General features: G+C 42.4%; 14 protein-coding genes and 1 other annotated feature. Of the genes, 9 read left to right on the forward strand and 5 right to left on the reverse strand.

The window, feature by feature from the left end; translation table 11 throughout:
• Positions 1-127 precede the first annotated feature (127 nt).
• Together mnmM and mnmL are read right to left on the reverse strand one after the other, a co-directional pair.
• A complete protein-coding gene (mnmM, locus tag GGQ95_RS06235) occupies positions 128-700 on the reverse strand; it encodes a tRNA 5-(aminomethyl)-2-thiouridylate-methyltransferase MnmM (protein ID WP_159720287.1) in 573 nt (190 codons plus the stop codon).
• Positions 697-1,650, reverse strand: a complete 954-nt coding sequence (gene mnmL / locus GGQ95_RS06240) for a tRNA modification radical SAM protein MnmL/YtqA (RefSeq protein ID WP_080862034.1) — start codon at positions 1,648-1,650, stop codon at positions 697-699. The genes mnmM and mnmL overlap by 4 nt, the downstream gene beginning before the upstream one ends.
• A gap of 154 nt (positions 1,651-1,804) precedes the next feature.
• Between mnmL and GGQ95_RS06245 the strand changes: the two genes are divergently transcribed.
• The 6 genes from GGQ95_RS06245 to GGQ95_RS06270 all read left to right on the forward strand — a co-directional run bounded on the left by GGQ95_RS06245 (position 1,805) and on the right by GGQ95_RS06270 (position 7,707).
• Positions 1,805-2,068, forward strand: a complete 264-nt coding sequence (locus GGQ95_RS06245) for a YtzC family protein (protein WP_066150072.1) — start codon at positions 1,805-1,807, stop codon at positions 2,066-2,068.
• A 19-nt stretch (positions 2,069-2,087) separates the two neighbouring features.
• Positions 2,088-2,243: a glycogen biosynthesis protein GlgD gene (locus GGQ95_RS06250; RefSeq protein ID WP_066150075.1), complete on the forward strand. Its 156-nt coding sequence runs from the start codon at positions 2,088-2,090 to the stop codon at positions 2,241-2,243.
• A 376-nt stretch (positions 2,244-2,619) separates the two neighbouring features.
• On the forward strand, positions 2,620-3,813 hold the full coding sequence (locus GGQ95_RS06255; RefSeq protein ID WP_080862035.1) for an MDR family MFS transporter: 1,194 nt from the start codon (positions 2,620-2,622) through the stop codon (positions 3,811-3,813).
• Between the two features lie 122 nt (positions 3,814-3,935).
• The gene (locus GGQ95_RS06260) at positions 3,936-4,511 is read left to right on the forward strand and encodes a DUF2087 domain-containing protein (RefSeq protein ID WP_159720284.1); all 576 of its coding nucleotides are present in this window, start codon (positions 3,936-3,938) and stop codon (positions 4,509-4,511) included.
• Between the two features lie 100 nt (positions 4,512-4,611).
• Positions 4,612-4,841, forward strand: a binding site (T-box leader).
• Between the two features lie 75 nt (positions 4,842-4,916).
• Entirely contained in the window at positions 4,917-7,334 is a 2,418-nt protein-coding gene (gene leuS / locus GGQ95_RS06265) for a leucine--tRNA ligase (protein WP_183186493.1), read from the forward strand.
• Positions 7,335-7,401: 67 nt separating this feature from the next.
• Positions 7,402-7,707: a rhodanese-like domain-containing protein gene (locus tag GGQ95_RS06270; protein ID WP_183186494.1), complete on the forward strand. Its 306-nt coding sequence runs from the start codon at positions 7,402-7,404 to the stop codon at positions 7,705-7,707.
• A gap of 82 nt (positions 7,708-7,789) precedes the next feature.
• Here the strand turns inward: GGQ95_RS06270 and GGQ95_RS18585 are convergent, their stop codons facing one another.
• Entirely contained in the window at positions 7,790-7,918 is a 129-nt protein-coding gene (locus GGQ95_RS18585) for a hypothetical protein (protein WP_280528787.1), read from the reverse strand.
• A 20-nt stretch (positions 7,919-7,938) separates the two neighbouring features.
• Positions 7,939-9,213 carry a helix-turn-helix domain-containing protein gene (locus tag GGQ95_RS06275; protein WP_183186495.1) on the reverse strand — a complete coding sequence of 425 codons (1,275 nt, stop codon included), beginning with the start codon at positions 9,211-9,213 and terminating at the stop codon, positions 7,939-7,941.
• Between the two features lie 682 nt (positions 9,214-9,895).
• Between GGQ95_RS06275 and GGQ95_RS06280 the strand changes: the two genes are divergently transcribed.
• Positions 9,896-10,408 carry a DinB family protein gene (locus GGQ95_RS06280; protein ID WP_244963620.1) on the forward strand — a complete coding sequence of 171 codons (513 nt, stop codon included), beginning with the start codon at positions 9,896-9,898 and terminating at the stop codon, positions 10,406-10,408.
• The gene (locus tag GGQ95_RS06285) at positions 10,396-10,575 is read left to right on the forward strand and encodes a sporulation protein Cse60 (RefSeq protein ID WP_044745878.1); all 180 of its coding nucleotides are present in this window, start codon (positions 10,396-10,398) and stop codon (positions 10,573-10,575) included. The genes GGQ95_RS06280 and GGQ95_RS06285 overlap by 13 nt, the downstream gene beginning before the upstream one ends.
• A 9-nt stretch (positions 10,576-10,584) precedes the next feature.
• Here the strand turns inward: GGQ95_RS06285 and GGQ95_RS06290 are convergent, their stop codons facing one another.
• Positions 10,585-11,853 (reverse strand): BaiN/RdsA family NAD(P)/FAD-dependent oxidoreductase, encoded by a 1,269-nt coding sequence (locus GGQ95_RS06290; protein WP_183186497.1) that lies wholly within the window; start codon positions 11,851-11,853, stop codon positions 10,585-10,587.
• 117 nt (positions 11,854-11,970) lie between these two features.
• Between GGQ95_RS06290 and GGQ95_RS06295 the strand changes: the two genes are divergently transcribed.
• Positions 11,971-13,593 (forward strand): putative polysaccharide biosynthesis protein, encoded by a 1,623-nt coding sequence (locus GGQ95_RS06295; RefSeq protein WP_183186498.1) that lies wholly within the window; start codon positions 11,971-11,973, stop codon positions 13,591-13,593.
• Positions 13,594-13,605 lie beyond the last annotated feature (12 nt).

Raw genomic sequence — 13,605 nt, forward strand, 5'->3', positions numbered from 1 at the left:
AACGAATCGGCCTTGCTGGATTCCACGCTTTTTTTGTAGTCGGCAATCCCTTCTTAAACAAAGAACGCTTTGCGGGCAAATGGATGGGGCTGTTGCCGTTCTTGGATGATCAACGCTTGTGGGACTTTTATCTTTTTTCAATGGCTACAATAAATGGAGGGCTGTTGATTTGATTGATAAACTCATATCGCAATACATGGGCCTGCTTTTGATCTAATGTTTGCACATACTTAAGCAATGCATCCCGTTCAATCGCTCCTTCGGGATGCCCGTGATAAATAACCAAAACGATGATGCCTTCCGGTGCCATGATTTGTAATAGCTGTTCGAGCGCTCGAATGGTGGAATGCGGCTTTGTTACAATTTGTTTATCACCGCCAGGCAAGTAGCCGAGATTGAAAATGGCGGCGGTGATCTGACCGTGATGGCGCTGCGGAATCTTTTCAATTAATTGGTCATGGCTCGCTTGAAACAATGTCACTTGCTCCATTACACCATGCTCTTGTAGGCGTCCCATTGTGTTTTGAATGGCTTGTGCTTGAATATCGAAGCCAAACACATGCCCCTCTTTTCCGACACGTTCTGCTAAATATAGAGTGTCGTGGCCGTTTCCGACCGTTGCATCGACGGCGATGTCTCCTTTTTTTACCGCTAAGTCAATCAGCGAACGGGCAAACGGGAGAATGCGTGCAAGCTTCATATCGCTGTCCCTTCCTTTGTGCAGTATTTCCCTTGATAGCTATTGCGTTTTTTCAGTTCGGCGTCAATAGCATTTAAAACCCCCCATTTATGAACGCTCCACATCGGCCCGATCATTAAATCAATGGGACCGTCTCCAGTAATGCGATGGACGATCATTTCAGGAGGCAAAATTTCGAGCTGGTCGCAAACAAGCTGGATATATTCATCAAAAGATAAAAACTTCAGCAATCCTTTTTCATATTGCTTCACCATTGGCGTTCCTTTTAGCAAATGCAGCAAGTGAATCTTAATTCCTTGGACATCTAACTCAGCCACTGTTTTAGCTGTTTCCATCATCATATCATAATTCTCGAGCGGCAATCCGTTGATAATATGAGTGCAAACGCGAATCCCGTGCTTGCGAAGCTTCTTGACTCCTTCTACATAGCAAGAAAAATCGTGAGCCCGGTTAATAAGCAGCGCTGTTCGTTCATGGACGGTTTGCAGGCCAAGCTCGACCCATAAATACGTTCTCTCATTTAATTCTGCTAAATATTCGACGACATCATCTGGCAAACAATCGGGGCGGGTGGCAATCGATAGACCGACGACCCCGTCTAGGCCTAGCACGGTTTCATATTTTTGGCGCAGCACTTCAACAGGAGCATGTGTATTGGTGAAAGCTTGGAAGTAGGCTAAATATTTCCCTTCCTTCCATTTAGCATGCATTTTTTCTTTAATATGATGGAATTGAGTCACTAAATCATCCGAACGATTTCCTGCGAAATCGCCAGAACCGGCTGCACTGCAAAAGGTACATCCGCCATAAGCCACTGTGCCATCGCGATTAGGGCAATCAAAGCCTCCATCAAGTGAAACTTTGAACACTTTATGACCAAATGTTTGTCGCAGGTGATAGTTCCATGTATGGTAGCGTTTATGGTCTGTCGTATATGGAAATGGGTTCATGAGCATCCCCCTTTTGTTTGCATCATGTCATTTCAGCATTGTAGCATGATTTTTATGAAAAATCGACCGTTGCCAATCATTAACGTCATAATGGAAACAAGAATCGCGCACATTAAAAGTGGAAAATGATTATTTTTCAGTTGGAGGGGACAGAATGGCAACGCGGCAATCAGTTGAACAATTTTTACAGCATTGTGAGGATGTCGTTCGCTATGCGAAGGATCAATATTATCAAGCGCAAAAGCAAGAGCATTATAACGATACGGAATACACGAATGCCCAGCAAATGCTTGAAAATACAGTAAACGATTTAGCTCATTTGGCTTTAAGCTGTAATGCCCAGCAGCGTGAACAGCTGCATCGTATGCGATTGCAATTGGAGCAGCTGCAAAATGACATGATTTTGCTGGATCACTAAAAAAGGAGGAACCGGTAACATGAAAAAACGTTCCAAGCAAAACAATCCCGAACAAACCACGAGACATAACGATCCCGAATTAGGAAAAGAGTTTGACCCCGTCAAACAGTCTAAAAAAGCGTATGAGCAAACGGGCGGACAGCCGCAAAAATCGAAACAGCATATTGAATCATAAGAGTTCAAGGAGCTTCCTATTTTTATGTATAGGCAAGCTCTTTTTTGTGGAAAGGAAGCGTTGTAAAAGCTTGAACAGAAAGGAGAAAAAATCGAGCTCCATTTTTTTAGGCATTGCCTGCACCGATGAGATGAGCGATAGAACTTGGGTGCTTCTATATTTTGTTCCCTATGTAAGCAGCCGATCGTCCGCTTTCGGCGTTTTGGCGTGGCTGAGGTAAGCACCGCTTGCCTCCTGACCATGAGTTTTGGGCCCACGAGTTTATTTCTATATCGCCGCCATGTGTATCAAAGCCGCTATTGCTTTTTGATTGCGTTAATTTTGAAAAACGAATACAATGAATTTGGAAATGGAAATCATTTTAGGAGGAACTTGTATGCCCCGTGAGCTTTGGATGCTGCTGATTGGGATGGTTTTTTACGTAACAGGGGCTTCTTTTTTATGGCCCTTAAATGCGATTTATGTTCATGAAGAGCTGCATAAATCTTTGGCGGTAGCTGGGGTTGTGCTCATGCTGAATTCTGCTGCGACGATCGTTGGCAATCTGCTCGGTGGGATTTTATTTGATAAATGGGGCGGCTTTCGGTCATTAATGCTAGGAGCGGTGACGACTTTAGTGGCCATTGTTTTTCTCGTTTTTTTCCATGGATGGCCTGCTTATCCTATCTTACTTGCCGTGATCGGATTGGGATCTGGCATTGTTTTTCCGGTTGTGAATGCTTATGCAGGCGCAATTTGGCCAGAAGGAGGAAGAAGGGCGTTCAATGCAGTCTACGTGGCGATCAACATTGGGGTAGCCGCTGGCTCATCCTTCGGTGGCTGGATTGCTTCTTATTCGTTTGAGTGGATTTTCATCACAAATACTCTTATGTACCTTTTGTTTTTGGTTGTTGTTCTTTTTGGATTAAAGGCTGTTCAATGGAAGAGTGGGCAAAAGCCATCCATTAAAAATGCTGCTTCTGTCTCTATACATTCACGAACGGCGTGGCGTGCGTTTTTGATTTTATGCACCGGTTATTTTTTATGCTGGCTAAGCTATGTTCAATGGTCTACGACTGTTGCGGCTTACACCCAACAGCTTGGCCTTTCATTAAGGCAATATAGCCTGCTTTGGACCATAAACGGAGTGCTGATTGTGCTGGCGCAACCGCTTCTTGGAAAACTGTTAAGCCGTTGGTCCAATCAACTGAAGCCGCAAATGATCGTTGGCTTTTTTATTTTTGCCCTTTCCTTTTTGATTTTATGGAAGGCGAGTGCATTTTGGCACTTTGTTGCCGCGATGGTTGTGTTGACCATCGCTGAAATCATGGTTTGGCCCGCGATTCCAACCGTGGCCAGCCAGCTGGCATCACAGGAAAAGGAAGGATTTTATCAAGGAATTGTGAACAGCACGGCAACGGCAGGACGAATGATCGGTCCAGTTCTTGGCGGTTTGGTTGTGGATCATGCTGGAATGAAGCCACTGCTTGCGATCCTGTTTGTTTTTGTTCTTATTGCCATTTTGACGACAGCGATTTATGACCGCAAGCTTAAGCAAGAAAGTCCAATCGAAACAAAAGCCGCTGTCTAAAACATTCGGAGTTCTTCCGAATGTTTTTTATTTTTTATTGACAATACGCCATTAATTCGATATATATCTAATTAGGTTTATATCGAATTTTAAGGGTGACAGATGAAAAGGAGGCGTAACCGATGCAATTAAGCCGGTTAGTGAGCTTTTTTAAAACGATGGGTGACCCGACGCGCTTGCGCATGATAAAGCTGCTTGCTGAGGGGCCATTGCATGGACAGGCAATCGCAGGAAAACTTGGCTTGACTCCCCCGACCATTACCCATCATTTGCATAAACTAAGAGAAGTGAATGTCGTTTATCAACGGCGCGACGGCAATACCATTTATTTTTATTTAAATAAGCCAGTGATGGATCATTACGCAGCAGCGTTAACGGATTTAACGGAGCAAGCGGAGAAGGAAAAAGATAGAAAAGAAGCGGCAGAACGGCAAAAGGTTATTGACCATTTCTTCACGTGCGAAGGACGGCTGAAGCATCTTCCAGCTCAACGCAAAAAGAAACTGATCGTACTGGAGCACATGCTAAAAGGCCTGAAAAAAGGAGAGAAATATGAAGAAAAGCAGTTAAATGAGTATATTAAAAAATTTCATGATGACTATGCGGCGATTCGCCGCGAATTTATTATTCATAACTATATGTATCGCGAAAATGGCATTTATGAGCTAAATCCGGAAGAAATGTGGGCAAAGGAATAACAGGAAAAAGAGGGGTAGAGGATGGGCCTCATTTATTTTTTTCCTTTACTTGCAACAAGCTGATAAATTTCTTAAAATAATGATTATAATAAAATATTGTCAAATAACAGTGAAAAGGATTAGTAGTGAGCAATACGGAATGCAGAGAGTTGACGGATGGTGCAAGTCAACCGAAGTTTGTTCATGAACTCGCCTTTGAGTTGCGAATATGAACGGCTGTTTTGCCTAATAATGTTCGCCGTGAATCTGCGTTAAGGAATCGAGTGAGCGCACGTTTTTTGTGCGCTAAACAGGGTGGTACCGCGGGAAGTTCAATCTCTCGTCCCTTGTGAAGGGCGAGGGGTTTTTTATTTTCTTTTTTGTTAACACTGTGGAAATAGAAGCAGAAAGATGGGAGGACGTGACATGAGCTTTAATCATCTTGATATTGAGAAAAAATGGCAAAAATATTGGGAAGAAAACAAAACATTTAAGACGAGCGAAGAGGAAGGAAAGAAAAAATTTTATGCGCTTGATATGTTTCCTTACCCTTCGGGAGCCGGCCTTCATGTCGGGCATCCAGAAGGATACACAGCGACTGACATTTTAGCGCGAATGAAGCGCATGCAAGGATATAACGTGCTTCATCCAATGGGGTGGGATGCGTTTGGCTTGCCAGCTGAGCAATATGCGTTAGATACTGGAAACGATCCGGCCAAGTTTACGGAACAAAATATTAATAACTTCCGCCGGCAAATTAAATCGCTAGGATTTTCTTATGATTGGGATCGCGAAGTCAATACAACTGATCCAAATTACTACAAATGGACACAATGGATTTTTTTAAAGCTTTATGAAAAAGGCTTAGCCTACATTGATGAAGTGCCTGTCAATTGGTGCCCGGCGCTTGGAACGGTTTTGGCGAATGAAGAGGTTATTGATGGAAAAAGCGAACGTGGTGGGCATCCGGTAATCCGCAAGCCGATGAAGCAATGGATGCTTCGCATTACAGCTTATGCAGATCGCTTGCTTGAGGATTTGGAGGAACTGGATTGGCCAGAAAGCATTAAAGAAATGCAGCGCAACTGGATTGGCCGTTCAGAAGGAGCCAATGTCCATTTTGCCGTCGACGGACATGACGAGACATTTACCGTATTTACCACGCGTCCGGATACATTGTTTGGCGCAACGTATGCGGTGCTTGCTCCTGAGCATCCGCTCGTAGCCCAAATTACGACACCTGAGCAAAAAGAAGCAGTAGAAGCCTATTTGCAGCAAATTCAAAGCAAAAGCGATCTTGAGCGAACGGATTTAGCGAAAGAAAAAACAGGTGTATTTACAGGCGCTTATGCGGTCAATCCAGTAAATGGAGAAAAATTGCCAATCTGGATTGCTGATTATGTGTTAATGAGCTACGGCACAGGCGCGATTATGGCGGTGCCAGCACATGATGAACGCGACTATGAATTTGCGAAAAAATTCAACTTACCGATTAAGGAAGTCGTCGCGGGCGGCGATGTGACAAAAGAAGCGTATACAGGCGATGGCGAGCATATGAACTCCGGCTTTTTAAACGGTTTAAATAAAGAAGAAGCCATTAAGAAAATGATTGAATGGCTTGAAGAAAACGGAAAAGGAGAGAAGAAAGTATCCTATCGCCTTCGCGACTGGCTTTTTAGCCGCCAGCGTTATTGGGGCGAACCCATTCCGATCATCCATTGGGAAGATGGTACGACGACGCCAGTGCCAGAGGAAGAGCTTCCGCTGATGCTTCCGAAAACAAATGAAATTAAACCGTCAGGAACAGGCGAATCGCCGCTTGCGAATATCGAAGATTGGATCAATGTCGTGGATCCGCAAACAGGCAAAAAAGGCCGCCGAGAAACGAATACAATGCCGCAATGGGCGGGAAGCTGCTGGTATTACTTGCGCTATATTGATCCGCACAACAGCGAGCAGCTGGCTGATCCTGAAAAATTGCAAAAATGGCTGCCGGTCGACATTTATATCGGCGGAGCTGAGCATGCGGTGCTGCACTTATTGTATGCGCGCTTTTGGCATAAATTTTTATATGATATCGGCGTGGTGCCGACAAAAGAGCCATTCCAAAAGCTCTTTAACCAAGGAATGATTCTTGGCGAAAATAACGAAAAAATGAGTAAATCAAAAGGAAATGTCGTCAATCCAGACGATATTATCGAAAGCCATGGGGCCGATACATTGCGTTTATATGAAATGTTTATGGGGCCGCTCGAAGCATCGATCGCTTGGTCGACAAAAGGTCTGGATGGTGCCCGCCGCTTCTTGGATCGTGTATGGCGATTATTTGTTGAGGAAAATGGCGAGCTCAATCCGAAAATCGTCGTTCAGGCAGAAGGGGATACGCTTGAGCGAGTATACCATCAGACAGTGAAGAAAGTCACTGAGGACTACGAGGCCATTCGTTTCAATACGGCGATTTCCCAATTAATGGTCTTTATTAACGAAGCGTATAAAGCCCCTGTTCTACCAAAAGCGTATATGGAAGGGTTTGTGAAATTGTTATCTCCAGTGTGTCCGCATATTGCCGAAGAGCTATGGGAAAAGCTTGGCCATACAAATACGATTGCGTATGAAGCATGGCCTGTGTATGATGAAACAAAATTAGTCGAAGATGAGATAGAAATCGTCGTACAGGTGAACGGCAAAGTGCGCGCGAAGCTCCATGTTCCAGCGGATGCTTCGAAAGAACAAATGGAGCAAATCGCCTTGGAGGACGCAAAAGTGAAAGAACAGCTCGACGGAAAAACGATACGTAAGGTGATTGCCGTTCCAGGTAAACTAGTCAATATTGTGGTCAATTAATCAAAAGCAAGTCCCTCACAGCCTGAAAGAGTGAGGGACTTGCTTTAAAAAGAAAGGAGCAAAAAAAATGGAAGAAGTGAAAGAAATAACAGCAGAGGAACTTAAACAAAGGCTGGAAAAAGGGGAAAAATTAAATTTAATCGATGTGCGTGAAGACGAAGAAGTAGCGTATGGCATGATTCCGGGAGCGAAACATATAAAAATGGGCGAGATTCCACATCGTCTAGAAGAGTTCAATAAGGAAGAGGAATACATTTTTATTTGCCGTTCTGGGGTGCGCAGCGAAAATGTTTGCCGTTATCTTCAGGAACTGGGCTACAGCGTTTGCAATATGGTCGGCGGCATGCTGGCATGGGAGGGAGAAGTAGAATAAAATGCCGCAATCAAAAAAGAGGCTGATGTCAGATAATGACATCAGCCTAAAAAATGTCGCTGAAAGTTTTAAAAGGTTTAGATCAATAGTTAGGATAAACGATGTTTGGTTGCACCGGAGTGCCTTTGGATTGACCGTCATTTGATACAGCCAATCCTACTCCCAATACGGTTACAAGGGCAAGAATTGAAGCGAAAATCTTTCTTTTCATATGATTTCCTCCTTTAACTTTTAAATAATATATTGTTTTCTTTTTTTATTAGCTAATTGATAGTAATGACTGCTTTTTTTATAGAAAAACTGCTTGGCGTACATATCCGCCAATTTTTCATAGCAGTCGGTCAAATACATCCAGTCATAGGTTTTTTCGAAAAAAGGAATAACGGTTTGTTCAAGATATGTTTTTAGTTCTTCCTCTTTTCCTGCTATCTCTAGATGTAAGCAATAAAATTTGTGCAACAAATGTTCAACGATAGGAGATTGTTCTAACCTTTTAAGTGCATCGGCAATCCATTTTGTTGCTGAAGCGATATCATTAATTAAAACATATTCTTTAGCTAAGTAGTAAGTAGTTGTTAAGTAATCAAGCTCATCTTTCTCATAGTTCAGGCTTTTTAAATAATAATCAATCGCTTTAGATGAATCCTCTTTTGTTGTATATAAATAGCCAAGATTATGCAATGCTTTCCCAATAATATCAGGCAATTTTAGCTTTCTTGAAATATTTAAAATATTATCAAAGTAATATTTTGCTTGATGAAACTGTCGAATCATCACGTAGCTAATGCCAATCATCATTTGGCAGTCAATACTTCTTAAATAATATGAAGAAGTATTGAATAATTCCAGTGCCTGATGCCCATATATTAATGTTAATGAAGGGCGATATAAATGACAGTAAGTCAATGCTAAATAATAGATTAACTCAGGCTCAGTATAGCGCATTTTATCGCTAATGCTTTTGGCCATTTCGAATTTTTGGATTCCTTCTTCGTATTGCTGATTCATGCATAAATAAATGCCGTAAAAGCAATAGAAGTAAAGCAACTGCCCATTTGTCAGCTTTCCTTTAATCTTGGTGAAATAATCGATCAATTCTAAGGCGGAGGATAGCTGATTTTTATAAAGATGGTAACGCAATAAAGTAAGCTTGTAATGAATAACGAGATTGATATTTTCGATAAATTCGATTTTTTCAGACAAAGATTGAGCATATTGATCTGCTTGGTTCGTGTCGCGATCGATAATCGCCTGATACCATGCCAAAATATCCTCGTTTAATTGCTTTTGCTCAGAAACGATGTTGTCATAGCTGAGACCTAATCTCGACAATAACAGCACAATAATTTCTTCATTGGCAGTAATTTTGTTGTTTTCAATCTTGCTTAAATACGGAACGGAACATATTCCTTTGGATAGTTCTTCTTGTGTCATGCCTTTTTGCTGACGATTAATCGCGATGATCATCCCGATATCTATATCTATATTATCTCCCAAAATGTACATAAATCAATGCCTACCCCCCTTTTTTTATATTGAGAAAATAAAGGCATTCCTCTTTTGGTAGCTAGGTCTTTTCGACGACATTTTCTCAATATGGCCATATAACGCATATTTCGTGTCTATCTCTTAAAATAAGATGATAGTCATAGGTGTTGCCGCTTTTAGTTGAAAAAGAACAGATTGTCTAGCGTATGAAAATAGGTTCTTTCAATGGTTTCTATACATGAAATGAATTAGCTATATTGAGAAAATGTTAGGCTGCTAAGCAATTTCAAAAAATGAAAAATTCCTTCGCTTAGTCACCATTATATTCCTAATCATATTAATATTCAAATCAAACTAAAAAATGCAGTCAACTATTTTTTGTTTGGTCTTGAGTAGGAAAAATAGCAGCTAAATAGCGGTTTCATGGACTGTTAATAATCATGGGAAATAAATCAATATATTCGATTTACGGATGTTCATGGCATGTTCGATATTAAAAAGAGATGAAAAATGAGTGAAAAAAACTTGTTAAGAAAATATTTTATCAATATTTTAATTCAGTAGTGAAAAAAAGCAAAATATTGTCGTTTGATTCTTCCAAAACAGAAGGAGGAAAATCGATATCTTTAAGGAAATAAACAATACATTTGCAGTGATCGCGTGTAAGAAGCAAGTTGATTAGATAGAAAGGAGAATGAAAATGGGCCTAGAACGTAGCTTACCACTATTTCTGCATATTTCGCTTCATCGAATGTGCGATCATTATTTGCCGAAGCTGCTGGCGGCTATTCAATGCTTGGACGAAAACGAAATATGGTGTTGCGAAACGGAAGAAAGCCATTCGATTGGCGGAATCATTTTGCATATTTGTGAGCATATTCACAGAAACGCGTTGCAACTTTCGAATCCAACGGTCCAATTTTCTAATGGAATGGAAGAATATTTTCCAAATGGTCACTGGACTTCCGGGGAATTATGCGAATATGTGCAAGAAATATTCAATGAATGGCGAGTGGAGGTGGAAAAACGGCTGGAATGGGATCAGGGAGTCGATATGCATCGGATGTATCATGTAGTGGAACACACCTCCTATCATCTTGGCCAGATCATTGACCGCACAAAGCGGTTGAAACGGATTTCCTTTCAATTTTGCCAGAAAGGGCTAAATGAAAAAGGACTAAGGGAGATGATCGAAGCAAAATGTACAAAGTAAAATTATTTGATGAAGAGCATGAAAAAGATTTAGAAATATCCGTCAATCAATTTTTATCAGGATTAAAAGAAGGACAGCTTATCGACATTAAATATGATGTGGCTCTAATGGAGTCAGAGGGGGAGCAGATTTACTGCTTTTCAGCGATGGTCATTTATCGGGCCTAGCGAAAATGGCTAAGCCCGATGTAGTAAAGCATGTTTTGCCGCATTCATTCCCGCAAGCCGTCCGGTGACAAGGGCGGCTGTAATGTTATATCCACCCGTGTAGCCGTGAATATCTAAAATTTCGCCGCAAAAATAAAGACCCTCCATTAGCTTGGATGCCATTTCTTTTGGATGGATCTCCTTTACCGATACACCTCCGCCCGTCACAAACGCTTTTTCGATTGGCAAAGTGCCGTGGACATGGAACATAAAATGCTTGCAGCTTGAGATAAAGGCGCGAATCTTTTCATGAGCGAGCGTGCTTGCCGATGCTTGTGGATCTATATGGTTTTTTTCTAATAAAAATAATAAATAGCGTTCGGGAAGGAGTCCTTTTAAGAGATTTTTGATCGCTTTTTTCGGCTCATTTTTGATGGCAGCAACCACGCGCTGAAACAGCATTTCTTCGTTTTCGTCAGGAAGCGCATCGATACTCATCGTTACCGCATTTGCTTTTTTTCGCTCTTTCACGACAAATTGGCTGCAGCGGAGCGCAGCCGGACCGGAGATACCAAAATGGGTAAAAATCATATCCATTCGATGGGTCACAACCGTTTTTCCTTTTTGATTCAGAACGCTCAATGCGATATCGCGCAGGGAGAGTCCTTGCAATATGCGCTCTTGAATAAATGATTCATTGGAGATGATCGGCACCTCTGTCGGAAATAGTTCTGTTACGGTATGCCCGGCTTTTTTCGCCCATGCATAGCCGTCTCCTGTCGATCCCGTATGAGGAACGGATTTTCCGCCAACGGCGACGACGACGCTGTTGGCGGCAATAAATTCTCCATTTTTTAACGTAACGCCGACCGCTTTTCCATTTTCATATTCTACATCAGCAACTGGTGTATTCAGGCGAATATGTACTTTAAGATTGTCCAGTTCATTGACTAGCGCTTGGACAACAGATTGTGCATGATCGGATACAGGAAACATTCGGCCATGGTCTTCTTCTTTCAGCAAAACGCCAAGCCGCTCAAAAAATTGAATAATGTCTTCATTGTTAAAGATCGAAAACGCGCTATACAGAAAACGGCCATTTCCTGGAATATGCTTGATGATTTCCTCAACAGGCAGCCGATTGGTCACATTGCAGCGTCCGCCTCCAGAAATCGCAAGCTTGCGCCCCAGCTTGTCCCCTTTATCTATAAGAAGGACATTCGCTTTTTGCTCACCGGCCGCAATCGCTGCCATTAATCCCGATGGTCCGCCTCCGATCACAATGACATCATACTTCACTTGCTTCACCAACCTTTCTTTTTCTATTATAGTCGAGAGATGAAAATTTCTCGACTTGCCCGCAAATGTGATAAAATACAGTAGTTGTGAAAAGATGCACTCTAGGGAAGGGATGTTATGTCAGCTTCAAAATTGCTGCGTGGAACATTTATTTTGACAGCGGGTGTGATGCTGTCGCGCATTCTTGGTTTAGTGTATGTCATTCCGTTTTATCCGCTTGTCGGAGAACGGGGTGGAGCGCTTTATTCGTATGGATATGTGCCGTACCAAATTTTTATCAGCCTTGCTACAGCGGGAGTGCCGCTTGCGGTTTCGAAATTTGTTTCAAAATACAATGCGCTAGGGGAATACGGCACGGGCTATCGGCTGTTTCGCTCGGGGCTATTGCTAATGACGATCACCGGCATTGCCGCCTGTGCGATTCTTTATACGATCGCACCTTGGATCGCTCCATTTGTGATTGATAAACAAGTAGAGGGAAATTCCGTTGCTGATGTTGTCACCGTCATTCGCGCTGTCAGCTTCGCTTTAATGATCGTGCCAGTGATGAGTTTAATCCGCGGATTTTTCCAAGGGCACGAGTCAATGGGACCGACCGCTGCGTCGCAGGTAGTGGAACAGCTGATCCGCATTATTTTTCTGTTGGCCAGCTGTTACATCGTGCTGCGTGTTTTGCATGGGTCGCTTGTCACAGCGATCAGCTTGGCGACATTTGCGGCATTTATTGGCGCTCTAGGCGGATTTGCCATATTAATTTGGTATTGGTGGAAGCGTAAAGAGTATTTAGCCGAATTGCTCACACAAGACCGGGGACAGCTTCATCCTTCTTTAAAAGATATGTATAAAGAATTAATTATGTATGCCGCTCCGTTTGTGTTTGTTGGGCTCGCGACACCGCTCTATCAACTGATTGACCAATTTACCTTTAACCGGGCGATGGCCAGCATCGGACTTGCGAAAATTTCCGAAGAAGCGTATTCCATTTTTAATGTATGGGCGCAAAAGCTTGTCATTATTCCAGTGACACTGGCGACATCATTTGGTTTGACGTTGATTCCAACGATTACGAAAGCTTATATCTCCGGTGACCGGAAATCGTTTCGCAAATATTTAAACCAGACGTTTCAAGTGGTGATGTTTTTAACAGTTCCTGCGGTCGTCGGGATGGCCATTTTGGCAGAGCCGATGTATGCGGCGTTTTACAACTACGATCCGCTCGGGGAGCAAGTGCTTCGCTGGTATGCGCCGGCGGCGATTTTATTCGCGATGTTTTCTGTTACCGCTGCCGTATTGCAGGGCATCAACCAGCAGCGCTTTACAGTCATAAGCTTGACGCTTGGATTATTAGTCAAGCTTTCACTAAATACTTTTTTCATTACAAAGTTCGCTACCATTGGAGCGATTTTAGCTACTACGTTCGGATATTTTCTTTCGGTCGTGTTTAATTTATTCATTATCCAAAAATACACAAAATACCGTTACAATTTCGTTATTCGGCGCACGATTTTAGTCATGATTTTGACAGCGATTATGTCGATCGGAGCGGTTGTTATGCTTCATTTATGTCAATGGCTGTTCCATTATAACGGCGGAAAAGGCGAATCAGTGGTCATTGTGATCATTTGTGCGACGGTTGGTGCTGGGGTATATTTCCTTATCAGCGAGCGGCTCGGGCTCATTTCCTCTTTATTTGGCAATCGTTTTGCCTTTTTACAACGGAAAAAGAAGGCGGTTTCGTGACCTGCCTTCTTT

Origin of the sequence: Anoxybacteroides rupiense, from assembly GCF_014196195.1 — a bacterium.
Taxonomy (GTDB): Bacteria; Bacillota; Bacilli; order Bacillales; family Anoxybacillaceae; genus Anoxybacteroides; species Anoxybacteroides rupiense.

Coding starts and splice junctions, on each gene's coding strand:
- leuS (WP_183186493.1), top strand. CDS start 4,917: ATGAGCTTTAATCATCTTGATATTGAGAAAAAATGGCAAAAATATTGG.
- GGQ95_RS18585 (WP_280528787.1), bottom strand. CDS start 7,918: ATGAAAAGAAAGATTTTCGCTTCAATTCTTGCCCTTGTAACCGTATTG.
- GGQ95_RS06250 (WP_066150075.1), top strand. CDS start 2,088: ATGAAAAAACGTTCCAAGCAAAACAATCCCGAACAAACCACGAGACAT.
- mnmM (WP_159720287.1), bottom strand. CDS start 700: ATGAAGCTTGCACGCATTCTCCCGTTTGCCCGTTCGCTGATTGACTTA.
- GGQ95_RS06270 (WP_183186494.1), top strand. CDS start 7,402: ATGGAAGAAGTGAAAGAAATAACAGCAGAGGAACTTAAACAAAGGCTG.
- GGQ95_RS06255 (WP_080862035.1), top strand. CDS start 2,620: ATGCCCCGTGAGCTTTGGATGCTGCTGATTGGGATGGTTTTTTACGTA.
- GGQ95_RS06260 (WP_159720284.1), top strand. CDS start 3,936: ATGCAATTAAGCCGGTTAGTGAGCTTTTTTAAAACGATGGGTGACCCG.
- GGQ95_RS06245 (WP_066150072.1), top strand. CDS start 1,805: ATGGCAACGCGGCAATCAGTTGAACAATTTTTACAGCATTGTGAGGAT.
- GGQ95_RS06280 (WP_244963620.1), top strand. CDS start 9,896: ATGGGCCTAGAACGTAGCTTACCACTATTTCTGCATATTTCGCTTCAT.
- GGQ95_RS06295 (WP_183186498.1), top strand. CDS start 11,971: ATGTCAGCTTCAAAATTGCTGCGTGGAACATTTATTTTGACAGCGGGT.
- mnmL (WP_080862034.1), bottom strand. CDS start 1,650: ATGAACCCATTTCCATATACGACAGACCATAAACGCTACCATACATGG.
- GGQ95_RS06275 (WP_183186495.1), bottom strand. CDS start 9,213: ATGTACATTTTGGGAGATAATATAGATATAGATATCGGGATGATCATC.
- GGQ95_RS06285 (WP_044745878.1), top strand. CDS start 10,396: ATGTACAAAGTAAAATTATTTGATGAAGAGCATGAAAAAGATTTAGAA.